This is a genomic window from Cryptosporangium aurantiacum (genome assembly GCF_900143005.1).
In the GTDB taxonomy this organism is placed as follows: Bacteria; Actinomycetota; Actinomycetes; order Mycobacteriales; family Cryptosporangiaceae; genus Cryptosporangium; species Cryptosporangium aurantiacum.
In genome coordinates this window covers 135,879-161,270 of the sequence record NZ_FRCS01000009.1, presented here as the reverse complement: position 1 = coordinate 161,270, position 25,392 = coordinate 135,879, and the positions used below count along the sequence as shown (strand labels likewise).

General features: G+C 73.1%; 21 protein-coding genes. 10 read left to right on the top strand and 11 right to left on the bottom strand.

Going from position 1 to position 25,392, the window contains the following annotated elements:
- Window positions 1–143: 143 nt before the first annotated feature.
- Window positions 144–2,840, bottom strand: a complete 2,697-nt coding sequence (locus BUB75_RS46490; protein ID WP_073260764.1) for an ATP-binding protein — start codon at window positions 2,838–2,840, stop codon at window positions 144–146.
- A gap of 125 nt (window positions 2,841–2,965) precedes the next feature.
- Here BUB75_RS46490 and BUB75_RS27635 point away from each other — a divergent pair, with 125 nt between their 5' ends.
- Entirely contained in the window at window positions 2,966–3,523 is a 558-nt protein-coding gene (locus BUB75_RS27635; RefSeq protein ID WP_073260973.1) for a carboxymuconolactone decarboxylase family protein, read from the top strand.
- Window positions 3,524–3,527: 4 nt separating this feature from the next.
- Here the strand turns inward: BUB75_RS27635 and BUB75_RS27630 are convergent, their stop codons facing one another.
- Together BUB75_RS27630 and mddA are read right to left on the bottom strand one after the other, a co-directional pair.
- Entirely contained in the window at window positions 3,528–5,669 is a 2,142-nt protein-coding gene (locus tag BUB75_RS27630) for an alpha/beta hydrolase (RefSeq protein WP_073260763.1), read from the bottom strand.
- The gene (mddA, locus tag BUB75_RS27625; protein WP_073260762.1) at window positions 5,666–6,436 is read right to left on the bottom strand and encodes a methanethiol S-methyltransferase; all 771 of its coding nucleotides are present in this window, start codon (window positions 6,434–6,436) and stop codon (window positions 5,666–5,668) included. The genes BUB75_RS27630 and mddA overlap by 4 nt, the downstream gene beginning before the upstream one ends.
- 126 nt (window positions 6,437–6,562) lie before the next feature.
- Between mddA and BUB75_RS27620 the strand changes: the two genes are divergently transcribed.
- Window positions 6,563–7,144 (top strand): TetR/AcrR family transcriptional regulator, encoded by a 582-nt coding sequence (locus BUB75_RS27620; RefSeq protein WP_073260761.1) that lies wholly within the window; start codon window positions 6,563–6,565, stop codon window positions 7,142–7,144.
- 105 nt (window positions 7,145–7,249) lie between these two features.
- Window positions 7,250–8,158 carry an aldo/keto reductase gene (locus tag BUB75_RS27615; protein WP_084741830.1) on the top strand — a complete coding sequence of 303 codons (909 nt, stop codon included), beginning with the start codon at window positions 7,250–7,252 and terminating at the stop codon, window positions 8,156–8,158.
- A gap of 9 nt (window positions 8,159–8,167) precedes the next feature.
- Here BUB75_RS27615 and BUB75_RS27610 read toward each other — a convergent pair whose 3' ends face one another.
- The gene (locus tag BUB75_RS27610; protein ID WP_073260760.1) at window positions 8,168–8,794 is read right to left on the bottom strand and encodes a TetR/AcrR family transcriptional regulator; all 627 of its coding nucleotides are present in this window, start codon (window positions 8,792–8,794) and stop codon (window positions 8,168–8,170) included.
- 77 nt (window positions 8,795–8,871) lie between these two features.
- On the opposite strand from BUB75_RS27610, the gene BUB75_RS27605 reads away from it, so the two are divergent.
- The 5 genes from BUB75_RS27605 (at window position 8,872) to BUB75_RS27585 (ending at window position 15,174) form a co-directional block, all read left to right on the top strand.
- A complete protein-coding gene (locus BUB75_RS27605) occupies window positions 8,872–9,699 on the top strand; it encodes an oxygenase MpaB family protein (RefSeq protein ID WP_073260759.1) in 828 nt (275 codons plus the stop codon).
- Window positions 9,700–9,849: 150 nt separating this feature from the next.
- Window positions 9,850–11,037 carry a TetR family transcriptional regulator gene (locus BUB75_RS27600; RefSeq protein ID WP_084741800.1) on the top strand — a complete coding sequence of 396 codons (1,188 nt, stop codon included), beginning with the start codon at window positions 9,850–9,852 and terminating at the stop codon, window positions 11,035–11,037.
- A gap of 181 nt (window positions 11,038–11,218) precedes the next feature.
- Window positions 11,219–13,045, top strand: a complete 1,827-nt coding sequence (locus BUB75_RS27595) for an AMP-dependent synthetase/ligase (protein WP_073260757.1) — start codon at window positions 11,219–11,221, stop codon at window positions 13,043–13,045.
- A 24-nt stretch (window positions 13,046–13,069) separates the two neighbouring features.
- Window positions 13,070–13,690 carry a DUF6230 family protein gene (locus BUB75_RS27590; protein WP_073260756.1) on the top strand — a complete coding sequence of 207 codons (621 nt, stop codon included), beginning with the start codon at window positions 13,070–13,072 and terminating at the stop codon, window positions 13,688–13,690.
- Window positions 13,691–13,755: 65 nt separating this feature from the next.
- Window positions 13,756–15,174, top strand: coding sequence for a DUF6114 domain-containing protein (locus BUB75_RS27585; protein ID WP_073260755.1), 1,419 nt, complete (start codon window positions 13,756–13,758; stop codon window positions 15,172–15,174).
- On the opposite strand, the gene lepB is transcribed toward BUB75_RS27585, so the two are convergent.
- Together lepB and BUB75_RS27575 are read right to left on the bottom strand one after the other, a co-directional pair.
- A complete protein-coding gene (lepB, locus tag BUB75_RS27580) occupies window positions 15,110–15,835 on the bottom strand; it encodes a signal peptidase I (protein ID WP_073260754.1) in 726 nt (241 codons plus the stop codon). The genes BUB75_RS27585 and lepB overlap by 65 nt on opposite strands.
- Window positions 15,832–16,767 (bottom strand): oxygenase MpaB family protein, encoded by a 936-nt coding sequence (locus tag BUB75_RS27575; protein WP_218617792.1) that lies wholly within the window; start codon window positions 16,765–16,767, stop codon window positions 15,832–15,834. The genes lepB and BUB75_RS27575 overlap by 4 nt, the downstream gene beginning before the upstream one ends.
- A 58-nt stretch (window positions 16,768–16,825) precedes the next feature.
- Between BUB75_RS27575 and BUB75_RS27570 the strand changes: the two genes are divergently transcribed.
- Window positions 16,826–17,521: a GntR family transcriptional regulator gene (locus tag BUB75_RS27570; RefSeq protein WP_073260753.1), complete on the top strand. Its 696-nt coding sequence runs from the start codon at window positions 16,826–16,828 to the stop codon at window positions 17,519–17,521.
- A gap of 4 nt (window positions 17,522–17,525) precedes the next feature.
- On the opposite strand, the gene BUB75_RS27565 is transcribed toward BUB75_RS27570, so the two are convergent.
- Entirely contained in the window at window positions 17,526–19,001 is a 1,476-nt protein-coding gene (locus BUB75_RS27565; protein WP_073260752.1) for an aldehyde dehydrogenase family protein, read from the bottom strand.
- Between the two features lie 83 nt (window positions 19,002–19,084).
- Between BUB75_RS27565 and BUB75_RS27560 the strand changes: the two genes are divergently transcribed.
- Window positions 19,085–20,218, top strand: coding sequence for an acyl-CoA dehydrogenase family protein (locus BUB75_RS27560; protein WP_073260751.1), 1,134 nt, complete (start codon window positions 19,085–19,087; stop codon window positions 20,216–20,218).
- 48 nt (window positions 20,219–20,266) lie between these two features.
- Here the strand turns inward: BUB75_RS27560 and BUB75_RS27555 are convergent, their stop codons facing one another.
- Genes BUB75_RS27555 through gabT form a run of 4 tightly spaced genes read right to left on the bottom strand, consistent with a single transcriptional unit; the run spans window position 20,267 to window position 25,333 of the window.
- Complete coding sequence (locus BUB75_RS27555; RefSeq protein WP_073260750.1) at window positions 20,267–21,388, bottom strand: CaiB/BaiF CoA transferase family protein; 1,122 nt, start codon at window positions 21,386–21,388, stop codon at window positions 20,267–20,269.
- A complete protein-coding gene (locus BUB75_RS27550) occupies window positions 21,385–22,821 on the bottom strand; it encodes an aldehyde dehydrogenase family protein (protein ID WP_073260749.1) in 1,437 nt (478 codons plus the stop codon). The genes BUB75_RS27555 and BUB75_RS27550 overlap by 4 nt, the downstream gene beginning before the upstream one ends.
- Before the next feature lie 13 nt (window positions 22,822–22,834).
- Complete coding sequence (locus BUB75_RS27545) at window positions 22,835–23,995, bottom strand: acyl-CoA dehydrogenase family protein (protein ID WP_073260748.1); 1,161 nt, start codon at window positions 23,993–23,995, stop codon at window positions 22,835–22,837.
- 12 nt (window positions 23,996–24,007) lie between these two features.
- Entirely contained in the window at window positions 24,008–25,333 is a 1,326-nt protein-coding gene (gene gabT, locus BUB75_RS27540) for a 4-aminobutyrate--2-oxoglutarate transaminase (protein ID WP_073260747.1), read from the bottom strand.
- Window positions 25,334–25,392: the final 59 nt, after the last annotated feature.

The window sequence follows — 25,392 nt, the reverse complement described above, 5'->3', positions numbered from 1 at the left end:
GTCGCCACAGACGAGTGCCGGACACATCATCGTCTGTGGAACCGCTCGGTACCAAGGGCAGGGCGCCTCGTCTCACCGCCGCGACGGGGCGATCTGCACCACCCTTGCGGCCACCGGGCCGTGGAACGCCGGCCTGCCGAGGATCACGACGTCCGCGCCGCGCGACCGATCGCGGCGAGCGCGGCGCGGGCGACGCGCTCGGCATCCGCGCCGGTCCACTCCAGGCGCCCCGCGACCGCGGCCGGACCGAGCGCGGCCCGCGCCTGCTCCACGGGCCGGACGTGCGGGTGTTCACGCAGGTGACGCTCGGGCAGCTCGGCCGAGCCGATCGCGGCGGTGTAGACCGCCAGCGCGGTCTCCGGCTCGCCGGCGTCGACCAGGAACGGCACCAGCCGGTAGAGCGTCACCCACAGCTCGCCGCGGTTGCCGGTGGCCCGCCACTGGTCGATCGCGGTCTCGAAGATCTCCAGGCTGCGCCCGAGGTCCGCGAGCCGGGAGCGGAACCGGGTGATCCGGGTCATCGCGGCCCCGGCGACGTAGGCGGCGCCCAGCCGCGTCGCCAGCTGGTGGCAGCGCACCAGGTACGTCTCGGCGGAGGCCGGGTCGACGCTGCCGTGGCAGACGCCGAACACGTACAGCATGATCGCCTGCAGCAGCGGCGACGAGGACCGGTCCAGCACGGCGCGGCACCGTTCGATCCACACGTCGCGTTCGGCGAGGTCACCCCGGTGTGCGCGGTTGATCGCGATGTTCCCGGCCGCCTCCAGTTCGCCCCAGGCATCCCCCTGCTCGCGGGCGACCGTCCACGCGCGCCGGTACGTGGACTCGCCGCCGTCGTCGAACGCCCCCTCCACGTCGCCGAGCACGATCAGCGGGATCGGCGCGTCGCTGCCGGACTCGGCGACCCCGGAGGCGGCGAGCCGCCGGGCGGCGTCCCACTCGCCGCGCGCCATCAACCGGGTCGCGGCCGACGCGCAGAGCAGCCCGCGGAGCGGATGCGCTGCGGCGCCGGGCAGCAGCCGGGCGGTCTCGGCCCAGCCGAGCATCTCGTGGTCGTCCCGGACACACGCGTACCGGTGCAGCGCCGCGGAGAGCCGCACCGCGAGGTCGGTGCGGACGTTGTCCCGGCACCAGGCGTACACCGCCCGCAGCCGCGGCGCCGCGACCGCCAGCTCGCGCCAGCCGCCCGGCTCGGCCGGTGTGCCGAGCAGCGCCGCCGCGTCCTCGGCCGCGGCCACGACCGTCTCGGCGTGCCTCTGCCGGAGCCGCTCGTCCTCGTGGGTCGCGGCCAGGAGCCGGTCGGCGAACTCCCGGACCGGCACCAGCAGCCGGTACGCGCGTTCGCCCGCGCGCACCTCCGAGCGGCGGACGACGAACGACTTGGCGACCAGCGCACCGAGCCGCCCGTCGATGTCCGCAGCAGGCAGAACGTCGTCCGCGCAGACGCCGGTGACGTCGGCGAACGAGAACCAGTCCGGGAACACCGCGAGCCGCCGCAGTAGCCGCTGCTCCTGCTCGCCGAGCAGCCGGTACGACCAGTCGAACACCGTCACCAGGTCGCGGTGGCGATCGGGCCGCCCGCGCGTGGCCGGGGCCGCCATCGAACGTTCGAGCGCCGCGAGGCCCAGCGTGGCGGCCCGCGCCGCCGCGAGCTCCAGCGCGAGCGGCATGCCGTCCAGCCGCGCGGACAGCGCGGTCAGCACCGCGTCCGGCGCCGGGTCGGGGTCGCCGCTCTCCCGCAGCCGGCGCCGCAGCAGCTCGACCGCGCCGTCGGTGGGCAGCGGCCCGAGCCCGACGACCTGCTCGCCGTCGATGGCCAGCGGCTCCCGGCTGGTGGCCAGCACGGTCAGCTCCGGGCACGCGCGGGTCAGTTCGGCGACCAGGTCGGCCACCGCGTCGACGACGTGCTCGCAGTTGTCCACGAGCACGGTCGCCGGCGCCCGTGCGAGCGCCGTGACCAGCGTCGTCCGGACGTCGCGGGCCGCCGGGATCGTCAGCCGCAGCGCGTCGCAGAACACGAACGGGGTCGCGGCCGGGTCGGGTGCTGCCGCGAGGTCCACCCAGTGCGTGGCCGCGGCATCCAGGCGGGCACGGGCGAACTCGACCGCGAGCCGGGTCTTGCCGATACCACCCGGACCGACGACCGTGACGAGCCGGCCCTGCTCCACCGCGTCGGCGAGCGCGGCCAGCTCCGCCGATCGCCCGACGAACGACCCGGGCGGGGCCGGAACCCGGGCCGGTGCCGGCGCAGCGGCCGGCGTCTCCATCCACCGGGCCTCGGCCGCCTCCCGGAGCGGATGCGCGGTCGCGCGTGCCTCCGCGATCGCGACCGCCGACGCCGTGTCCCCGAGATCGATCAGCAGGTCGATCCGTTCCGCGACCGCGCACCGCCGCAGCTCCTCCAGCCGCACCGACTCCGCGGCGGCGAACCCGTCCGCGAACTCGTCGAACGCCCGCCCGCGCCAGTCGGCGAGCAGCCGCTCGTACCGCTCGAGCGCGACCCGGCCGTCGGCGGCGCGGGCCGCGTGCAGCCCGTCCTCGAACGCCCACGCGTCGACGGCGTCGGACGGCAGCGCCAGAGAGTACCCGGTCGAGTGGGTGACCAGGCCGTTGCCGAGCACAGCCCGGACCCGGGACGCGAGCGTGTAGAGCGCGCCGCGGACGTCGGCGGGCCCGTCCTCGTCACCCCAGACGCAGTCGGCGAGCGCGTCGAACGTGACCACCCGGCCGCGCGCGAGCAGGAGACGGGTCAGCAGCGCCCGCTGCCGCCGCGGTAACCGGGCAGGCGTCGTGCCGGGCCGTTCGATCTCCAGCGGCCCGAGCACCCGGCAGCGCAGCACGCCTCATCGTAGGTGAAGTAACAGTCGGTAGAAGCGGAAGAACTCGTTGTCGATCGCCGGCTCGGCGCTGGACCCGAATCCGGCCTCGGCCGCCGGCCGGCTGCGCGCCGGGTAGCGTGCGGACCGTGACCCGCCTCCCCCGCTTCTCGCCCGATGATTTGGACGACGCTCAGCGGGCCGTCTACGGCGCGGTCACCGGCGGGCGGCGGGCGTCCGGGCCGCAGGCGTTCCCGCTGACCGACGACGCCGGTGCGCTGCGCGGGCCGTTCAACGCGATGCTGCTCAGCCCGCCGGTCGGGGGCGCGCTCCAGGCCGTCGGCGAGGCGGTGCGGTACGCGTCGGTGCTCGGCGACCGGGCCCGCGAGCTGGCGATCCTCGCGGTCGCCGCGCACGAGGACAGCGCGTTCGAGCGCGCCGCCCACGAGGCCGTCGGGCGACGCGCCGGACTCGACGAGTCCGAGCTCGCGGCCGTGCGCGCCGGCAGCGAACCGGCGACGCTGAGCGACCAGGAGCGGATCACGCTGCGGACGGCCCGGGCGCTGCTGCGCGACCGCACGCTGGACGACGCGGGTTACGCGGCGGCGGTCGGCGTGCTCGGCGAGCGCGCGCTGTTCGAGCTGACGACGCTCGTCGGCTACTACGCGACGCTCGCCCTCCAGCTCCGGGTGTTCGCCGCCGAGTGACGGTTCAGACCAGGTCCGCGAGGAGGGTGGCGGCCCGCTGGGCGCCGTCGGTGGCGACCGGGCGGTAGCGCACGTCGCGTCCGATCTCCTGCGCGATCACCGCCGCGAGCGTCTCCGGGGTGAGGTCCTCGTAGTGCAGCCGGCGGCCGGCCCCGTACCGGTCGAGCCGGTGCGGCACGTGGACGTTCTGCTCGAAGTGGTGGCGCAACGGCACGTAGACGAACGGCCGCCCGGCGGCGGTGAGCTCCATGCACGTCGTCAGCCCGCCCTGCACCACGGCCAGGTCGCACGCGGCCAGGTGGAGCGGCAGGTCGGGCACGTACTCCCGGATCTCCAGCCCGGGCCGCTCCGGCACCGCACCGGCGGCGATCCGCGGCCCGGTGACGACGATCATCCGCAGCCCCGGGACGCTCCGCGCGGCGGCCGGGAACGCGTCCGCGACCCGCCGGAGCAGGTGGTGCCCCACCCCGGACCCGCCGACCGTCACCACGCAGACCCGCTCGTCGGGCCGGTAGCCGAGCGCGGCCCGCAGTTCCTCACGGTCCGTCGGCGCCGCGCCGGTGCTGACGTAACCGGAGAACGCGTAGTGCTCCCGCGTCCAGTCCGCGATCCGCGGCAGCCCCGGGCCGAACCGGTCGGGCACCACGTCCTCCGGGTCGCCGACGAAGATGGCCCGGTCCCGGACCCGCGGATACCGCGCGATGTGCTCGATCATCTCGGCGTTGTAGTCGGCGGCCACCAGCGCCTCCCGCGCACCACCGTCCGGCATCGGCAGGTACCCGACGAAGTCCGTGAACCACGCGTACGCGAACCGTTTGAGCTCCGGGTTCTCGTGCAGGAAGTGGTCGACCTCCCAGGCCTCGTCGCCCACCACCAGGTCGTACTGGCCCTCGGTGACGACGTCGAAGAACACCTGGAAGTTCGCGACCAGGATCTCGTCCATCCGGCGCAGCGCCTCGAAGCAGTGCAGGTCGTGCTCGGCGGCCTCGCTCTCCACGTGCGCGGACTCGTTCACCAGCCACCCGCTCGCCGGGTGGACGCGCTCCCCGGCCTGGGCCAGCACCCGGGTCACCGGATGCTGCGCGAGCCAGTCGATCTCGACGTCCGGGCGCTGTTCCCGGAGCGCGGTGGCGATCGCGAGGTCACGGCGGGCGTGGCCGAGCCCGATCGGCGACGACAGGTACAGCACGCGGCGGGGCCGGGTCCGGCCGGTCGTCCAGCGGCGGGTGGTGCGGACGCGAGGCCCCACTCGGTCGGCGAAGTCGTGTAGCAGCAGGTTGATCCGCACCGGGTCGCGGACGAGCGGCAGGTGACCACCGCCCACGATCGGGACGTACTCGGCGCCGAGCAGGTCGGCCAGGCGTTCCCCGACCCGCGCGGGGATCACCCGGTCCTCCTCGCCGTGGACGACCAGCGTCGGGACGGATACCTGGGCGCACCACCCCTCGATGGTGGTGCGACCGGGACGGATCGCATTCGCTTCGACGCTGAGCACGGCCGCCGTCGTCTCGCGTCCCCAGCACACCGCGTCCTCGATCGGTTTGGTGGAGCGGCCCTCGGGCAGGCATTGGCCGAAGAAGAACCAGAGGAAGTCGTCGTAGTGCTCCTGCCAGTAGGTCCGGTTGTACTTCGCCCAGTGCTCGCCGGGGTCGCGGCCCAGGTGCGGCACCGCCGAGGGTGCGAGGTCGGGCGGTGGTGCGTCGAACCGGCGGAGGGCGGCGTCGCGGGCGGGGTGGCGTCCGCCGAGCGCGACGGCCGGACCGATGAACACGGCGCCGAGCACGCGCGCCGGGTGCACGGCGGCCAGTTCCAGCGCCCAGTTGGCGGCCCGGGACAGCGAGACGACCACGGCCCGGTCGGTGTGCGTGGCGTCGAGTACCGCCAGCGCGTAGGCCACCTGTGCCGCCTGGTCGTACGCGGCCGGTTCCGCGGGCCGGTCGGAGGCGCCGTTGCCCGGCCCGTCGTAGGTCACCACGCGGTGGTGCCTGGCGAGGTAGGCGACCTGCAGCTTCCAGAACTGCTTGTGGATGATCGTCCAGGTCGGCAGCAGCAGGATCGTCGGTCCGCCGGAGCCGGCGACCTCGTAGTGGATCTTGACGCCGCCGACCTCGACGTACCCTTCGGCGTCGGCGGTGCGTGCCTTCACCGCGATTCCACTCTGGCCGGGCGCCGCCGGTCAGCCGCGGACGAGACCCGCGGCACGAAGCGCGGGACGTCACGCTGGTACCGGCGGTAGTCGTCGCCGAGCTGCCCGACCAGGTCGTGCTCCTCGAACCGCACCGCGACGACGATGTACGCGCTGGCCACCACCGCGAAGTACAGCCGGCCGACGCTCATGTCCGGCGTGATCCAGAACGCGATCAGGAAGCCGAGCATCAGCGGGTGCCGCACCAGCCGGTAGAGGAACGGCTGCGCGAAACCCGGTTCGGTGTACTGGCGGCGCTGCAGCCGGGCCAGCACCTGACGGAGTCCGAACAGGTCGAAGTGCCCGATCTGGAACGTGGAGAGCAGCAGCAGCCCCCAGCCCGCGAGGTGACCGGCCCAGAACAGCCAGCGCAGCCAGCCGTCGGGCACCGACCAGATCGTCTCGGGCAGCGGGCGCCACAGCCAGAGCAGCGCGGCCACGGCCAGGGTCGCGGCCAGGACGTACGTGCTGCGCTCGATCGGCGGCGCGACCCAGCGCGTCCACCAGCGCTTGAACCAGGGGCGCGCCATCACGCTGTGCTGCACGGCGAAGAGCGTCAGCAACCCGGTGTCGACCAGGAGCGCGAGCCAGGCCGGGCCGGAAGGCCCGTCGTCGACGTCCTTCGGAACACCGACCCCGGCCAGGAAGCCGATCGTGTAGAGGAACGTGACCAGGAAGAACACATAGGCGGCAGCGCCGTAACCGGCGACGAGTACGCGACGGACCATCGGGACCTCCGGAATGGGTGTCGTTCGGTCGATCGACCGAACGACACCCGATGGTAGGGTTCGGTCGATCGACCGAACAAGCACTGTCATCCACCCGACACCCGAGCCCCTCAATCACGGAGCGTCGTGACCCCTACCACCCCTGATCGGATCCTCACCGCCGCCCGCGGCTGCCTGCTCGCCGACGGGTACAGCGGCTTCTCCACCCGACGCGTGGCGGAGGCGGCCGGCGTTCCGCTCAGCCAGATCCACTACCACTTCGGTACCCGGAAAGCGCTGGTCCTGGCGCTGCTCGAACGCGAGAACCAGACGCTGCTGGAGCGCCAGCGCCGGATGTACGGCACCGAGGCACCGCTCTGGAAGCGCTACGAGCAGGCCTGCGACTACCTCGACGACGACCTCGCGTCCGGCTACGTCCGCGTCCTGCAGGAGATGATCGCCGCCGGCTGGTCCGACGAGACGCTCGCCGCGCAGGTCCTCACGGTGCTCCAAGGCTGGTACGACGTGCTCGGCGAGGTCGCCCGCGAAGCCGAGCGGCGTTTCGGGTCACTCGGTCCGTTCACCGCCGATCAGGTGGCGGGTCTCGTCGCGATGGCGTTTCTCGGTGGCGAGTCGCTCGCGCTGCTCGGAGACCCGAAGTGGAGCGACGGCGTCCGCGGGTGGCTACGCAGCGTCACCGACCTGATCAGGTCGCTGGAGGAGGGCTAACGTTGGCCTGGGCGTCTTTCTCTGGAGGTAGCTGTGAGCGAGCGGATCGAGACGCGACGGCTGTGGGCGGACGGACCGGCCGTCGGCGCGATCGGGCTGGGCTGCATGGGCATGACCTGGGCCTACGGCACGGATTCCCGCTCCGACGACCCCGGCGCGGTGATCGGGCGCGCGGCCACGCTCGGGGTGACGCTGCTGGACACGTCCGATGTCTACGGCCCGTTCACCAACGAGGAGCTGGTCGGCAAGGCGCTGACCGGGCGGCGGGACGAGATCACGCTGGCCACCAAGGGCGGGCTGATCGAGCGCCTCCGGGCCGACGGAACACCCGACCCGACCCGGATGCCCTCGCCGGACGGGTCGCCGGACCACCTGCGGCAGGCGATCGACGGCTCGCTGCGGCGCCTCGCGGTCGACCACATCGACCTCTACTACCTGCACCGGCCCGACCCGCAGATCCCGGTCGAGGACAGCATCGGCGCGCTGGCCGAGGGGGTGCGCGCCGGGAAGATCCGCGCGATCGGCGTCTCGGAGTTCAGCGTCGAGCAGCTCGACCGGGCCGCGGCCGTGCACCCGATCGGCGCGGTGCAGTCCGAGCTCTCGCTCTGGACCCGCGACCACCTGGACACCACCCTGCCGTGGTGCGCCCGGAACGGCGTCGGGTTCGTGCCGTTCGCGCCGCTCGGCCGCGGGTTCCTCACCGGGGCGTTCCGCGAGGCGACCTTCGGCGCGGACGACTTCCGGTCCGGCAACCCGCGGTTCCAGCCGGAGAACTTCCGGGCCAACCTGGCGATCGTGGACGCGGTGGAGGCGATCGCCGCCCGTTACGAGGCGACCGCCGCGCAGGTCGCGCTCGCCTGGGTGCTGGCGCAGGGCGAGCACGTGGTGCCGATCCCCGGCACCCGGCGGATCGCCCGGCTGGAGGAGAACGCGGCCGCTGCCGCGCTCCGGCTGAGCGCGGAGGATCTGGCGACGCTCGACGCCCTCCCCGCCCCGGCAGGCAGCCGCTACTGACCCCAGAGATCACGCGCCGGTGCGCTCGCCGGCGACGGCGAGGAACAGCTCCGCGCAGTGGTCGACGAGCTCGTCGGCGGTCAGCAAAAGCACACCGTCCAGCCAGGACGTGAGGATCTGCGCGACGCCGCCGACCAGCAGCTCGGCGGCGACGTCCACCCGCGGCGTGCGTTCGATCCGGTAGAACTCCCGCACCTGCGCCGCCATCAGGTCCACGAACCAGCGTGTCGACTCGGCCCGCCGCGCCGCCACCACCGGGCTGGCGCCCACCGAGCGGGAGAACAGCAGCCGGCCCCGGCGGGGGTCCTCGGCGATGCTGCGCACCAGGACCGCGAGACCGGCCCGGGTACGCGGAGCCGCGGCGTGCGGCGAGGCCTCGACCGCGGCGAGCATTTCCGCGCCCAGCTCGGCGACCACGTGGTCGTATACCGCGACCATCAGCGCGTCCCGGTCGGCGAAGCTCTCGTAGAAGTACCGGGCGGTCAGCCCGGCGGCCCGGCACACCCCGCGGACCGTGACCTCCCCCGGCCCGTCCGGCGCGCCGAGCAGGTCGAGACCGGCCTCGAGCAGCTGCGCACGACGCTCGGCCGCCCGTTCCGTGCCTGCGACCCCGCCGTACGTCCGCCCGCTTCCCATGGCGCCATCTTGACATCCCTGTCACCATATCTGAGAACATACGTTGTCAGATGGTCCCCCGGGATCGAGGAGGAACGATGACGTCCACCGAGCAGACGACGGAAATCGACCTGCGCCGGATCGTGCACGGCGCCGGATTACTGGCGGCCGGCGCGAACGTGATCATGCAGCTCGCCCGCCCCGGCGTCGGGTACGGCGTCGTGGAGAGCCGGGTGGAGAGCGGCCGGCTCTTCGACCACCCGGTCAAGCGCGCCCGGACGACGCTCTCGTACCTGGCCGTCGCCATGCTCGGCGACGACGAGACCAAGAAGGCCTACCGGGAGGCGGTGAACGTCGCCCACCGGCAGGTGCACTCGACGCCCGAGAGCCCGGTCAAGTACAGCGCGATGGACCCGAAGCTGCAGTTATGGGTCGCCGCCTGCCTCTACCGCGGGTTCGAGGACGTCTACGCCGCGCTCGGCGGCGTCCTCACCCCGGAGGAAGCCGCGGAGATCTACCGCTGCTCGCACGCGCTCGGCACCACGCTGCAGGTCCGGGAGTCGATGTGGCCGGCCGACCGGGCCGCGTTCCAGGAGTACTGGGACGCCGAGATGGCCGAGGTCCACATCGACGACACGGTGCGCGAGCACCTCCTGCACGTCGTCCGGCTGACGTACCGGCCGCGCCTGGTCAGCTCGGTGTTCGGGCCGCTCAACACGTTCGTGACCACCGGGTTCCTGCCGCCGGTGTTCCGGGACGAGATGAAGCTGCCGTGGGACGAGCGCCGCCAGCGGCGCTTCGACCGGCTGCTGCGCACGGTCGGTGCGCTGTCGCGCAGGCAGCCCGAGGCCCTGCGCATCTTCCCCTTCAACTTCCTGCTCTGGGACGTCAAGCGCCGGATCCGGCGCGGCGTGCCGCTGGTCTGATGGCACGACATCGGATGTGGGCACGGTCGGTCGCCGACACCGACGGGCGCCGGGTACGTTCAGTGCGGCCGGACACCGATGCAGCGGTGCGTCCGGCAGTATTGACCGTACCGACCAGCGCGACCACCGGAGGACGACACGGACGCGGCCCTGCCGACGCCAACCAAGCGTCCGAAGAACCGGAAGGCCCAGATCGCACTGGCGGCGGCCGAGCTGTTCTGCGCGCGCGGCTACCACGGCGTCGGGGTGGACGAGATCGCCGGCGCGGTGGGGATCACCGGCCCGGCGATCTACCGGCACTTCCCGAACAAGTACGCGATGCTCGTCCACGCGACCCGCGAGTTGTCCAACACGATCGGCGGCGCGGTCGACCGGGCCCTGGCCGGCGCCGACGACCCGCGGGAGCAGCTGGACACGGTGCTGGACACGCTGGCGACGCTCAGCGTCGAGCAGCGCCGGGTCGGCGGGCTGTACCAGTGGGAGAACCGGTACCTGAACGCCGAGCACCGCGCGGAGTTCCGGGACGGGCTGGGCGCGCTGATCGGCCGGGTGGCCGAGCCGCTGACCGCGCTGCGCCCCGGGTTGTCCGGCCCGCACGCCCGCCTGCTCACCCGGGCGGCGTTCAGCGCGCTCGCGAGCGTGGCCACGCACCGGGCGCCGATCTCCCGGACCCGCGCGATCGACGTGCTGCATCGCGCCGGCTGGGCGCTGCTGACCGCCGGGACGCCGATGGTGCGGGTGCAGGGCGACTCCCCCGGCGTCCCCGCGGAGAGCACCCAGAGCAGCGCCTCCCGGCGGGAGGCCGTGCTCGCCACCGCGATCGGACTGTTCCACCAGCACGGGTACCACGCGGTCGGCATGGAGGACATCGGCCGGGCCGCGGGCCTGCACGCGTCCAGCCTCTACCGGTACTTCCCGAGCAAGGCGGACCTGCTCGCGGCGGCCTACCACCGGGCAGCCGACCAGGTGTCGGCGAGCACCACGGTGTCGCTGGACGTGGCGGCGACCGAGGAGGAAGCGCTCCGCGGGCTGGTCGAGGGTTTCGTCGAGCTGACGTTCACCCAGCGGGACCTGGTCGCGGTCTACCTCGCCGAGAACAACAACCTGCCCGACCGCGACCGGCACGAGCTGCGCAGGATCCAGCGTCTGCAGGTCGACGAGTGGGTGCGGCTGCTGACCGGCGTGCGGCCGGAGCTGACCGCGAACGAGGCGCGCATCCTGGTGCACGCGGCGCTCAACGTCGTCACCGACCTGGGTGGCGCGACCGACCCCGCGCCGCCGGACGCGTTCCGTCCGTTCGTGGCGTCGCTCGCCCTGGAAGCGATGCGCCGCGCCTGACGGCGCTCTGCCTCACCGCGGAAGTTAACCGCTGTCTGCGGTTCGCTGTGCCTTCATCCCGGTATCGGCGCTGGGTCCGGACGTTCCTGCCCGCAGGAAGTTAACGGTGGTTTACAGTGCTGCCAGCCCCAAACCCACCCTGGCCAGCGCCGGCCTACGTGGCCGGTGAAGGGAGACCCGGATGTCCCTCGCCGACGAGTGTGCGGCGGCCACCGCCGAACTGACGATTCCGCTCCTCCTCCGCTCCAACGCGACCGAATTCGCCGACCGCCCCGCTCTCACGATGCTGGGCGACGAGGACTCGACCCTGACCTGGGGCGACCTCCGGCGACGTGTCGCCGCGGTCAGCCTCGGACTGGCCGACCTCGGCTTGCGTTCCGGTGACCGGCTGCTGATCTCGGCATCCAGCCGGATCGAACACTGGCTGGTCGACCTCGCCGCGGTCCACGTCGGAGCGGTTCCCGGCAGCGCCTACGCGACGCTCAGTACCCCGCAGTTGCAGTACCTCGCCGACCACAGCAAGGCCACGGTGCTCGTCATCGAGAACGCCGAGCAGCTGGCCCGGTGGTCGCCGGTCCTCGGCGACCTGCCGGAGGTCCGCGCGATCGTGCTGATGGACCCGACCGGCGTCACGTTCGACGATCCCCGCCTCACCGACCTCGCGACGGTCGAGGCGGCAGGCGCCGACCGGTTCGCCCACGACCCGTCCGCGTTCGAGGAGGGCTGGCAGCACATCACGCCGGACCACCCGGTAACGCTGCTCTACACGTCCGGAACCACCGGCGATCCGAAGGGCGTCGTCCTGAGCCACCGCAACGTCCTGCACCAGGCCGTCGCCATCGAGCTCCAGGTGGACACGCCCGCGCACGCACCGACGATCGGCTACCTGCCGCTGGCGCACATCGCCGAGCGGGTTCTCGGCATCTACGTGCCGGTGTACCGGGCCGGCCACGTGCACATCGTCAGCGACACGGCGCAGGCGGTCGCGGCGCTGCTGGCCGTCCGGCCGTCCACGTTCTTCGGCGTCCCCCGCGTCTGGGAGAAGATGGTCGCCGCGCTGCAGGGATTCCTCGCCGCGGCCGAGCCGGCCGTCCAGGACGCGGTGAACGGCGCGAGCGCACTCGCGCTGGACTGCTACCGCCTGCGGGAGGCCGGGCAGCCGATCCCGCCGGAGACCGCGGAGCAGCTGGCCTCGCTGGACGCGCTGATCCTCAAGCCGATCCGCGCCAAGCTCGGCCTGGACAACGTGACCTACGCCGGGAGCGGCGCGGCCCCGATCCCGGTGGAGGTGCTGACGTTCCTGGCCGGCATCGGCGTGGACGTCTACGAGGTCTGGGGCATGACCGAGACCACCGGCACCGCCACGATCAACACGCCGAGCCGATTCAAGCTGGGCACCGTCGGCGTGCCGAACGTCGGTATGGAGCTGAAGCTCGCCGAGGACGGCGAGATCCTCGTCCGCGGCCCGCTGGTCTGCCAGGGCTACCTGCAGGCGGACGGGTCGATCCAGCCGGTCACCGACGCCGACGGCTGGCTCGCCACCGGCGACATCGGCACGCTCGACGAGGACGGGTTCCTCACGATCACCGACCGCAAGAAGGAACTGCTGATCACCGCCAGCGGCAAGAACGTCGCCCCGGCACAGATCGAGAACCTGCTCCGCACCCACCCGCTGATCGGCTACGCGGTCGCGATCGGCGACCGGCGGCCGTACGTCACCGCGCTGATCAGCCTCGACGAGGAGGCCGCACCGCTCTGGGCGGCGGCGCACAACATCGACGCTTCGGATCCGAAGGCCCTGGCCGAGCACCCCGTGGTGCTGGCCGAGCTCCAGGCCGCGGTCGACGCCGCGAACGCGCGTCTGGCCCGGCCGGAGCAGGTGAAGAAGTTCCACGTCCTGCCCGCGGCGCTCAGCCCCGAGTCCGGCGAACTGACGCCGACGCTCAAGCTCAAGCGCCGCACGATCTCGGAACGGCACGCGGGCGAGATCGACGACCTGTACCGCTAGCACGTTAGTTCTCAAGGAGGAGAAGTGACCACTCGGAACCCGGACGCCCTCGAAGAGGGTCGGACACGCTGGGGACGCACGGCCGTACTGCTGGTGCCGTCCCTGGGCGTCGTCGGCGTGCTGGCGCTCGCCGTCGCGCAAGGCGCGCTCGCCGCGTCGTTCGGCGTGTCCGGACAGAACTTCAAGGTGACCGCGGCCCGGGTGGAGGGCACGAACGTCGCCGGGTACCTCGACACGGTCCGCAGCGTCGACGGCAAGAGCCACCCGGTGATGCTGGCGGGTGTGGAGAAGGCCGAGATGACCGACGTCTGCACCTCCGCGGTGGTGGACATCCCGGTGCTCGGCCCGGTGTCGCTCAAGGTGCTGTCCGGTCAGAACGGCCCGGTCAGCGGCACCAACGTGGTCGCCGACTCGGACTCGCTGTTCGGCGGCCGCGGCACGGTCTCCGGCGTGGAGGCGGGCCGGGACGCGTCCACGCTGGACAAGGTCAACGGCGTCAGCGGCCCGCCGGGACGGTTCGCCGTCCAGGCGGAGTCGCTGACCGCGACCGACGTCCGCAGCACCGCGTGGTCGGCCAGCGGCGGCACCGTCGAGCTGTCCGGCATGGACGTCAGCGTCAAGGTCGGGCGGCACGAGTGCTACTGAGTCGCTCGGGGGCCCCTCGTTCGGGGGCCCCTCGTTCGGGGGCCGCTCGCGGCCGCCTCGACGAGGTGCTGCCGTTCCCGGATGCCCGCCACTGGTTCCGGCGGTGGCGGCGCACCCGGCCGTTCTGGGCCGGGTGCGCGGTGATCGCGGGCGGCACGATCATGCTGTCGGTGCCGCTCGCACCGCTGCCGGTGATGATGCACGTCGGCACCGCCGCGGTGTCCGGCGTCGCGTTCGGGCTGATCCTGATCGCGGCGGGCCTGTTCTTCTGGTTCGCGCCGCAGCAGCGGACGTTCGTCGCGGTGGTCAGCGTGATCGTGTCGCTGGCCTCGTTCGTCACCACGAACCTCGGCGGGCTGGGGTTCGGGATGCTGCTGGGGCTGGTCGGCTCCAGCATGGCGTTCGGCTGGCGTCCACACTCGGCCGTCGCGGCCGGCCGTCACGCCGGCCGCCGGCCGGCGGCGCCGGACCCCGACGAGGACGCGACCGACGTGCTCGACCCGGTCGACCTGCTGGACAACGACCCGGGGGACGACGACCGCCGCGCAGCCGATCCGGACGCCGAGGCGCCGACCGCCGAAATCCCGCTGGGCACGGGTGAGCGGGGCACCGGCGAGCCCGGGGACGACCGCGCACCGGCCGTGGGGCGGGCCGCGCCGGTCTCGCCCGCCGCGGAGCCGCCACCGGGGCGGGGCCACGGGCCGGGGTTGACCGCGCTGGTGCTGGTCGTGGCGCTGGTCCTGGCCGGTGCCGTGCAGGCCGGGGCGGCGGCACCGGCCGCCGCCGCGGCCCCGCGCGACCCCACCGCGGAGTGCCCGGACGACTCGCCCGACCTGATCGACCTGATCCTCCCCTGGCTGCCGCGCCCCGCCGACCCGTGCCCGGAGCCCTCCACGACGCCGACACCCGCGCCGTCGGCGGGCACCCCCGGCGGTACGACCCCGTCACCGGGCACCACCCCGGGCGCCACGCCGACGCCGACCCCCACGCCGTCGGCGTCCGGCACCGCTCCACCGGCCGCCGGTGACGGGACCGGCCCGGGCTACCCGGTCGCTCCGAACGTCTCCCAGGTCAGCGCGGACACGCTCGAGGCCACCGGCTTCACGTTCCGCGGCGCGACCACGCTGCCCACCGCGACCGGCCCGATCAAGGTGCTGGTGTTCCACGCCGACCGCCTGGTCGCCGCCGCCTACCGGATCCGCACCGCGGACCCGGGTCCGGTCCTCAACCTCGGCGTCAACCTGGACATCTCCGACGTCGAGATCTACGCCACCGGGCTGTCCGGCACGGTCACCGTGCCGTACCTGGACATCCCGCTGCTCCCGATCTCGATCACCGCGGCGATCATCCCGACCTGGCTGAAGCTGAACCTCACGCTGCCGCTGTTCTCCGGCCGCGACGTCACGGCCGGTCAGGTACTCATCCGGGCCGGGACCGTTCGCTCGACCGAGCTGGACGTGACCGTCGCGCCCGAAGGCCAGTGACGGCCCGCACGACCGCGCCCGCGAGAATCGCGGTGGCGCCCATGACGACCGCGGCCACCGCGGTGCGGAACGGTCCGGCCTCCCAGCCCACGACCCCGGCGCGTCCGGCCGGGTAGGCCACGGCGACGACCCGGCCGAGGACGTCGTCCTCCGCGACGGTCCCGCCGCCGGGCCCGGTGGCGAACGTCCGCGAGTCCACCGACAGCGGCCGGTTGTCGCCGACCACGAACAGGCGGCCGGGCGGGACCACGACCCGGAACGGCGTCTCCGCCGACGGGTCCAGCGTCTCCGGCCCGCCGAAGACGGCGTCGTCGACCGACAACGCGCCGGATTCCTCACAGCAGACGACGGTCGAGCCGCCGAACGCGATCACCCGCTTGATCCGGTCGGCGCCCTGCGCGCCGTCCGGACCCGCGACCGAACCCCCCGCGACCGAATCCCCCGCGACCGAACTCCACGCGTCCGGGCCGAGGACGACGACGTCGTTGACCCGGATCGGCGGCGGATCGGTGTCCACGACGATCCGGTCGCCGGGGCGCAGACCGGGCACCATCGACGGCCCGGTCACCTGGTACACGCGGTAACGCTCGGTGAGGAACCCGGCGCCGCCGAGCACGAGCAGCAGCCCGGCGGCGACCAGGATCCGTCCGACGTTCCTCACTCCTGCGCGGACGTCGAGCGCGGCCGGGCGAGGTACGCCGGGTCGATGTCGGCGGGCGGGGGGCCGGCGCCGAGGTCGGACGGCCGGTAGCCCTGCGGGTAGCCGGGGTAGGTGAGGTTCTTGCCGGTCTGGCCGAGCATGCTCTTGCGCCGCGGCGGCAGCAGCCGGACGACCGCCGACCGGCCGCGCAGCGCCCGCCCTGCGGTGGTGACGACCCAGGACGGAGCGGGCCGGAAACCGAACGCGGTCAGCATCGGCTCGTCGAGCAGCGCCCGCACCGCGACGCCGACCGGCTTGGACAGCGGCTTCGGGTACCAGCTCCGTAACAGGTCGAGCGTGTACGTCCCGACCAGCCGGTTCGTCTCCGAGTAACGGAACGTCTCGGCCTCGTACTCACGCTTGAACGTCCGGAAGCCCTCGAACGTGTCCGGGACCTCGCGGATCCCCATCCGGGCGCCGACCGCCCGGTAGAAGTGGAACGCGGCCAGCTTCTCGTGCTCGGACAGCGGCCGCCAGCCGTACCGGTCGATCCAGTCCACCGGCTCGTAGACGAACGTCGAGAGCACGTACCGCATGTCGTCGTTGCTGATCGCGTACTGCCCGTGCGCCCGGTTGATGACGCGGAGCGCCTCCTTGCCGCGCGGCGAGTCGTAGCCGTGCTCGGCGAGCTCCGCCATCAGCAGCGCGGTGTCGTCGTACCGTTTCTGGGGCCGGTTCCGGAACTCGCCGGTCGCCTCGAGCAGCGACGAGATCGTCGGGACGCAGTAGGTGCGGAACAGCGCGAGCTCCAGCGCGCGCTGGTAGTCCCAGGGAAACTCGTAGCCGGCCGAGATCCGGTAGATCTCGGTGTGGTCACGCTCCGGGTCGAGCGCCAGGATCTGACGTAACCAGTGGGTGCGTGGACGTCGGGACACGGTAACCACGGTGCTCACCGCCCTCTCTATATTTGATATCTTCACACCCTCGGGGCGTCCGCGTGAGAGGAACCGCATGGCCCACCGCACGAACGGCGTCCCCATCGGACGGACGGCCCGGTTGCGCCGTCCACAACTGTCGGACGAGGTCGTGGCGTACCTGCGCGACCAGATCATGTCCGGCGAGCTGCCTCCCGGCACGTTCATCCGCCTGGAGGACGTCGCCGCGACGCTCGGTGTGAGCATCACACCGGTTCGGGAAGCGCTGCTGACGCTGCGCGGCGAGGACATGGTCGAGCTGGAGCCGCGGCGCGGCTACAAGGTCGCGCCGCTCTCCCGGCAGGACATCGTCGACGTGTTCGCGCTGCAGGCGCACATCGCCGGCGAGCTGGCCGTCCGCGCGGCCGCGCAGATCACCGCGGACGAGCTGGCCGACCTGAAGGAGAAGCAGCAGGGCCTCCGCGACGCCGTCCGCACGGCGACGCCCGCCGAGATCGAGGAGCGGGAGTTCGACTTCCACCGCGCGCTCAACCGGATCGCCGCGGCCCGCAAGCTCTCCTGGTTCCTGCACACCGCGCTCCGCTACACGCCGGTCCGCTTCTACTCGACCGACGCCGGGTGGCGCGCGTCGATGCTCAGCGCGCACGAGGAGCTGCTGACCGCGCTGGAGGCGCGGGACGGCGAGCAGGCGACCGCGGTGATGGCGCGGCACTTCACCGATGGCGCCGAGCGGCTCCTCGCCCATCTCGACGCCCGCGGCGCCTGGTCGTAACCGCTCACCCCCGGGCATGCCGGAGGCGGAACATCCGCCACGCGGTGGCCACGGCCTTCGGTGACCGGTCGAACCGCATCAGGTCGACCGGCGCCCGGAACCGCTGCACGGTGAGCGAGTTGGCCCGGCTGAACTCGCGCAGCCCGTCGGCTCCGTGGATGCGGCCGAACCCGGAGTCGCCGACCCCGCCGAACGGCAACGCCGGGATCGCCGCGAACCCGAGCACCGAGTTGACCGACGCCGCGCCGACCCGCAGCCGGGCCGCGATCGCCGCGCCACGCTTGGTGTCCCGGGTGAACACCGATCCGGCCAGGCCCAGCGTCGTGCTGTTGGCGCGGCGGACGGCGTCGTCCAGATCGTCGACCGGGTTGACGATCAGGACCGGGCCGAACGTCTCCTCGGTGACCGCACTGCTGTCCTCGGGGACCTCGGTCAGCACGACCGGGTCGACGAACGGCGGCCGGACCGCGTCCGCCCCGCCCACGATCGGCTTCCCGCCCCGGGCCAGCGCGTCGGCCACGTGCCCGGCGATCACGTCGGCCTGCTTCGGCATCGTCAGCGGCCCGTAGTCGGAGTCCTCGCTCGCGCCGGGCCGCAGCTCCATGGCCCGCGCCTGCACCGCGTCGACGAACGCCGCGTAGACCGAGCGCTCGACGTACACCCGCTCGACGCCGGCGCAGGTCTGCCCGGAGTTGCCCATCCCGCCGAACACGGCGGCCGCCGCGGCGGCGTCCACGTCCGCGTCGGCGGCGACGATCATCGCGTCCTTGCCGCCCGCCTCGACGACGATCGGCGTCAGCGTCTCGGCGCAGGCGGCCATCACCCGCTTGGCGGTCGCCGTCGAGCCGGTGAACGCGATCTTGTCGACGCCGGACCGGGCCAGCGCGGCGCCGGTGGTGCCGTCGCCGGTGACCACCTGCAGGACCGGCTCCCCGACCGCTGCGAGGAACTTGTCGGCCAGCCACCGGCCGACGCCCGGCGTGTACTCGCTCGGCTTGAAGACGACCGCGTTGCCCGCCGCCAGCGCGTACGACACCGAACCGAGCGGCGTGTAGACGGGGTAGTTCCACGGGCCGATGACACCGACGACGCCGAGCGGGCGGTAGCTCAGCACACCACGCTGGTTGGCCGCGAGCAGCCCGCTGCGCACGGTGCGGCCGCGCAGCACCCGGTGGGCGTTGCGGGCGGCCCAGTCCAGGTGCTCGACCGCCAGCATCACTTCCAGACCGGCATCGGTGAGGGGCTTCCCGGTCTCCGACCGGATCAGCGCGGCCAGCTCGTCCGCGCCCCTGGCGAGCTCGCGTTTCCAGGCGAGCAGGAGCGCTCGCCGCTCGGCCGGCGGCCGGCCGGCCCACCAGGTGGCGGCCGTCCGGGCCCGGTCGACGGCGGCGCCGACCTCGTTCTCACCCGCGATCGGGTATTCGCCGAGAACCTCGCCCGTTGCGGGGTTGCGTCCGATCAGCACGGTTTGCGCGGTCATGGAAAGACTCCCTCCGACCGCGCGAATATATTTGGTATTTTACATTCCCGTCAACGAATCGAAGCCCCTCCGGGAGGACACCCGTGACGCCTGACCTCACCGACGAGCAGCGCGCGTTCGCCGCCGCGGTCGCCGACTTCTGCCGCCGCGAGGCCGGAACCCGCGAGCAGCGTGACGCGCTCGTGGCCGACGGTGGCCGGCACAGCCCGGAGCTGTACGGCAAGCTGGCCGCGCTCGGTTACCTCGGCGCCGGCCTGCCGGAGGAGTACGGCGGCGCCGGGGGCGGCGCCGTCGACCTCTGCCTGTTCCTGGAGGAGACGTCGAAGTCGCTCGCGCCGATCGGCGGCTTCGCGACGTCGATCATCGTGGCCGGCGCGTACGAGCGCTTCGGCAGCGAAGAGCAGAAGAAGACGATCCTCGGCGGCATCGCGAACGGCGCGGTGGAGTCGATCTCGATGTCCGAGCCCGGCGCCGGGTCCGACGTGGCGGCGCTGACCTGCCGCGCCGAGAAGCGCGACGACGGCTGGGTGATCAACGGCCAGAAGACGTGGTGCTCGAACGCCCACATCGCCGACCACATCCTGCTGGTGGCGCGGACGTCCGGCTCCGGCCACGAGGGCCTGACGATGTTCAACGTCCCGACCGGCACGCCCGGCCTGGCGATCCACGGCATCGAGACGATGGGCGGCCGCGAGGTCAACGACCTGTACTTCACCGACTGCGTGCTGCCGGACTCCGCGGTGGTCGGTGAGGTCGGCAACGGCTGGCGGCAGCTGATGGCCGGGCTGAACTTCGAGCGGCTGGTGCTCGCCGCGCTGATGCTCGGCACCGCGCAACGCGCGTTCGACGACACGCTCGCCTACGTCACGCAGCGGACGCAGTTCGGGCGGCCGATCGGGTCGTTCCAGGCGCTGCGGCACCGCCTCGCCGACCTGGCCACCGAGCTGACCTGCGTCCGGCTGCTCGTGTACCAGGTGGCGGAGCTGGTCGACGCGAATCCCGGCAAGATCTTCCCGCGCGAGGCGTCGATGGCGAAGCTCAAGGCCACCGAGTTCGCGAAGGCGATGGCGCTGGAAGGCATGCAGATGATGGGCGGCTACGGCTACGCCACCGAGTACGACATGGAGCACATCCTGCGGGCGAGCGTCATCAGCACCGTCTACGGCGGCACCAGCGAGATCCAACGCGACATCATCGGCAAAACCTACGGCCTGTAGCGCACGGCGGCCGCAACGATTGACGCGAAACAGGGGTCTAACGTCGGCTTACAGCCCGCTTTCGCGTCTCTGGGCGCGGACCGGGCTCGGCGGCGGGGGCAGCCGGTACGTCGCCGGGGTGGCGGACAGGCGGATCGGGTTCGCCACGCCGGGCGCCACCGCGCCCGGCACCGCCACCGCCGGCTCCAGGCCGAGCCGGGTCGCCAACGCGAACGCGTCGGCGACGTCGTTGATCGGCCCGGCCGGGACGCCGGCCGCGGTCAGCGCCTCGAACCACGCCTCCGCGCCGCGCCCGGCCAGCGCCGCGGTGATCGTGTCGAACAGCGCGGCCCGGTGCGCGACCCGGTCCGTGTTCGTCCGGAAGCGCTCGTCGGTCGCCAGGCCGGGAACGCCGAGTACGGTCGCGAGCGCCGCGAACTGGCGGTCGTTGCCGACCGCGAGCGCCAGCGGCCGGTCCGCGGTCGCGAACACCTCGTACGGCGCGATGCTCGGGTGCCGGTTGCCCATCGGGCCCGGCACCGCGCCCGCGCCCAGGTACCCGGCGGCCTGGTTGGTGAGCGCGGACAGCAGGCTGGAGAGCAGGTTCACCTCGACGACCTGGCCCTCGCCGGTCCGGTCCCGGTGCCGCAGCGCAGCGAGGATGCCGACTGAGGCGTGCAGCCCGGTCACCACGTCGACCAGCGCGACCCCGACCTTCGTCGGCTGCCCCGGCCCGGGCCCGGTGATGCTCATCAGCCCGCCGACGGCCTGCACCAGCAGGTCGTAACCGGGTAGGGCAGAACCGCTCCCGAAGCCGGTGATCGCGCAGTACACCAGGTCCGGCCGGTCCCGGCGCAGCGTCTCCGGGCCGAGCCCCAGGCGGGCCATCGCCCCCGCCCGGAAGTTCTCCACGACGACGTCGGCGCGGGCGACCAGGCCGCGGGCCGCGGACAGCCCGTCCGGCGCGCGCAGGTCGAGGCTCACCGCGGTCTTGTTGCGGTTCACCCCGGCGAAGTACGTCGCGGTGCCGGACGCGTCGAACGGCGGGCCCCAGGCCCGGGTGTCGTCACCGGTCGGCGCCTCGACCTTGATCACGTCCGCGCCGAGGTCGCCGAGCAGCATCGTCGCGTACGGCCCGGCCAGCACCCGGCTGAAGTCGACGATCGTCAGCCCGTCCAGCGCGCCGGTCATCCGCGCAGGTAGACGGTCGTGGTGTGGGTGTAGAAGTCGCGCGCCGCGCGGCCCTGCTCCTTCGGCCCGTAGCCGCTGCGCTTGGCGCCGCCGAACGGCACGTGCGGGTCGGCGCCCGCGCTCTCGGAGTTCACGTGCAACTGCCCGACGTCCAGAGCGTCCACGGATTCGAGGGCGCGGCCGAGGTCGGTGGTGAACACCGAGGCCGACAGGCCGAACGCGCTGTCGTTCGCGAGAGCGAACGCCTCCGCGGCCGTCCGCGCGCGGACCACACCCACGACCGGGCCGAACAGCTCGTCGCGCCAGACGTCCAGCGTGGTCGAGGGCAGGTCGAGCACGGTCGGCGGCACGAACCAACCGTCCGCCAACGCACCACCGTAGGGGGAACCTCCCGCCAGCACCCTCGCCCCCTGCCGCACCGCGGTGTCGATCCCCCGCTGCACCTCGTCCCGCGCGGCCGCGCTCACCAGCGGTCCCATCTGGACACCCGGCGCCACCGCGTCACCCACCACCAGCTCAGACGCCCGTCGGGCGAACGCGGCGAGGAACGGCTCGGCGATGCCGTCCTGGAGGATCAGCCGGGACGTCGCGGTGCACTTCTGCCCGGTCGCCCGGTACGCGCCGAGCAGCACCTGGTCGACGGCGAGGTCGAGGTCCGCGTCGTCCAGGACGATCGCCGGGTTCTTCCCACCCATCTCGGCCTGCACCGGCACGCCGCGGGCCGCGCAGGACGCCGCGATCGCCTGCCCGACCGCGGTGGATCCGGTGAAACTCACCGCGTGGATACCCGGGTGGTCGACCAGGTGACCGCCGGTAGGCCCGTCCGCCACGACCATGTTGACGACGCCCGGCGGCACACCGGCGTCGTGCAGCGCCTGCGCGAACCGCATCGCGAGCAGCGGGACGATGCTGGCGGGCTTCCACACGACCGCGTTGCCGTAGGAGAGCGCCGGCGCGATCTTCCAGGCCGGGATCGCGATCGGGAAGTTGAACGGGGTGATGATCCCGACGACGCCGAGCGCGCGGCGGGTGACGAGGATCTGCTCGCCCCGGCGCGGGGACGCGTAGAGCTGACCGGTCTCGTGGTCGGCCTCGGCCGCGTAGTAGCGCAGGATCTGGGCGGCGCGCTGGGCCTCGCCCACGCCTTCCGCGCGGGTCTTGCCCTCCTCGGCGGCCAGCTCGTGGCCCCACGCGTCCGCCGACGCGTCGATCAGCGCGGCCGCCCTGCTAAGGATCGCGGCCCGCTCGTGGTGCGGGGTGCGGGCCCAGTCGGGCTGGGCGCGCCGGGCGGCGGCCACCGCCTCGTCGACCTCGGCCGGCCCGGCCAGCGCACCCACCGCGACGACGTCACTGGGCCGCGACGGGTTCGTGGAGGTGAACTCCTCCCCCTTTCCGTCCGCCCAGCGTCCGTCGACCAGGTTCTGCAGTTCCATCGTTCTCCCTCGGTCAGCCGCGGAAGGCCGGGAGGCCCGTCAAGGCCTGGCCGATGACCAGCGTGTGCATCTCGCTCGTGCCCTCGTAGGTCAGCACCGACTCGAGGTTGTTCGCGTGCCGCAGCACCGGGTAGTCGAGCGTGATCCCGCTGCCGCCGAGGATCGTGCGGCACTCCCGGGCGATCGCGATCGCCTCCCGGACGTTGTTGAGCTTGCCGACGCTCACCTGCTCCGGCCGGAGCGCACCGGCGTCCTTCAGCCGGCCCAGGTGCAGCGCGAGCAGGTAGCCCTTGCCGAGTTCGAGCGTCAGGTCGGCGAGCTTCTGCTGGGTCAGCTGGAAGCCGCCGATCGGCCGGTCGAACTGCACCCGGGTGGTGGCGTAGTCCAGCGCGGTCTCCAGGCAGTCCCGGGCCGCGCCGAGCGCGCCGAACACGATCCCGAAGCGGGCCTCGTTCAGGCAGGACAGCGGCGCGCTCAGCCCGCGCGCGCCCGGGAGCTGCGCCGACGCGGGCACCCGGACGCCGTCGAGGACGAGTTCCGCGGTGACCGAGGCCCGCAACGAGAGCTTGCGGCTGATCGTCGTGGCCGTGAACCCCGGCGTGCCGGTGGGCACCAGGAACCCGCGGACGCCGTCGTCGGTACGCGCCCAGATCGTCGCGACGTCGGCGAGCGAACCGTTGGTGATCCACATCTTCGTGCCGTGGAGCACCCAGTCGTTCCCGTCGCGGCGGGCGTACGTCCGCATGCCGCCGGGGTTGCTGCCGAAGTCCGGCTCGGTCAGGCCGAAGCAGCCGATCGCCTCGCCGGACGCCAGGCGCGGCAGCCACTCCTGCTTCTGTTCCTCGGAGCCGTACCGGTGGATCGAGAACATCGCGAGCGAGCCCTGCACCGACACGAACGACCGGAAGCCGCTGTCCCCGGCCTCGAGTTCCAGGCAGGCCAGGCCGTAGCAGACCGCGTTGGTCCCGGCGCAGCCGTACCCGTCCAGGTGCATGCCGAGGACGCCGAGCGCGCCGAACTCCTTCGCCAGCTCGCGGGGCAGCGTCGCGTTCTCGAACCAATCGGCGACGTTCGGCTTCAGCGCGTCGTCCACGAAGCGCCGGACGGTCGCGGCGATCTCGTGCTCCTCGTCGCTGAGCAGACCATCGACGGCGAACAGTTCCAGGGGTTGCATGGTGCGTCTCTCTCAGAGGGCCGCGAAGGCGTCGGACAGCAGGTCGAGGCCTTCGTCGAGCAGGTGGTCGGGGATCACCAGCGGCGGGAGGAACCGCAGGACGTTGCCGTAGGTCCCGGCGCTCAGCACGAGCAGCCCGCGCTCCTGGCAGTAGCGGATCACCGCGGCCACCGCCGCCGGGTTCGGCGTCGTCGTGCCGGGTTCGACCAGCTCGACGGCGATCATGCCGCCGCGTCCGCGCACCTCGCCGATCACCGGGTGGTGCAGGGCGGTGAGCCGGCTCCGGAACCGCGCGCCGATGGTTCGGGCGCGCTCGACGAGGTTCTGGGCCTCGATCGTCTCGATCACCCCGAGCGCGGCGGCGCACGCGGCCGGGTTGCCGCTGTACGTGCCGCCGATCCCGCCCGCGTGGACGGCGTCCATGATCTCGGCGCGGCCGGTCACCGCGGCCAGCGGCAAACCGCCCGCCAGGCCCTTCGCGGTCGTGATCAGGTCCGGGACGATGCCCTCGTGCTCGCAGGCGAACAGGTCGCCGGTCCGGGCGAAGCCGGTCTGCACCTCGTCGGCCACGAGCAGGACGCCACGCTCGCGGCAGAGGTCCGCGACGCCGGGCAGGAAGCCGGGCGCGGGCACGACGAACCCGCCCTCGCCCTGGATCGGCTCCACGACGACACACGCGACGTTCTCGGCTCCGATCTGGACGTCGATGAGGTCCCGCAACGCGGCGAGCTCACCCCCGGCCGACCGGTACGGGTAGGCCATCGGCGCGCGGTACACCTCCGGTGCGAACGGGCCGAAGTCCTTCTTGTACGGCGTGTTCTTCGCGGTCATCGCCATCGTGAGCAGCGTCCGGCCGTGGTAGGCGTGGTCGAAGACGACGACGGCGGGGCGTCCGGTGGCGGCGCGCGCGTACTTGACCGCGTTCTCCACGGCTTCGGCGCCGGAGTTGAACAGCGCCGTGCGCTTCGGGTGGTCGCCGGGCGTCAGGCGGTTGAGCGCCTCGCAGACCGCGACGTACTCCTCGTACGGGTTGATCAGGAAACACGTGTGGGTGAACCGGTGCAGCTGGTCGACTGCCCGGTCGACGACGCGCGGCGCGCTGTTGCCGACCGTGGTGACCGCGATGCCGCTGCCGAAGTCGATGAAGCTGTTGCCGTCGACGTCGACCAGCACGCCTCCGCCCGCGGCGGCCGCGAACACCGGCTGGCCGCTGACGACCCCGGCGGGGACCGCGGCGGCCCGCCGGGCGGCCAGTTCGCGGCTGCGCGGGCCCGGGATCTCGGTGACCAGGCGCCGGGCCTGGTCCAGCCCCGGTCCGCCGGTGGTGGGTGAGCTCATACCTGGTGACGTTAGGTCGGTCGATGCCGCCGCCCTATCGACGATCCGTCGAGCGTCGG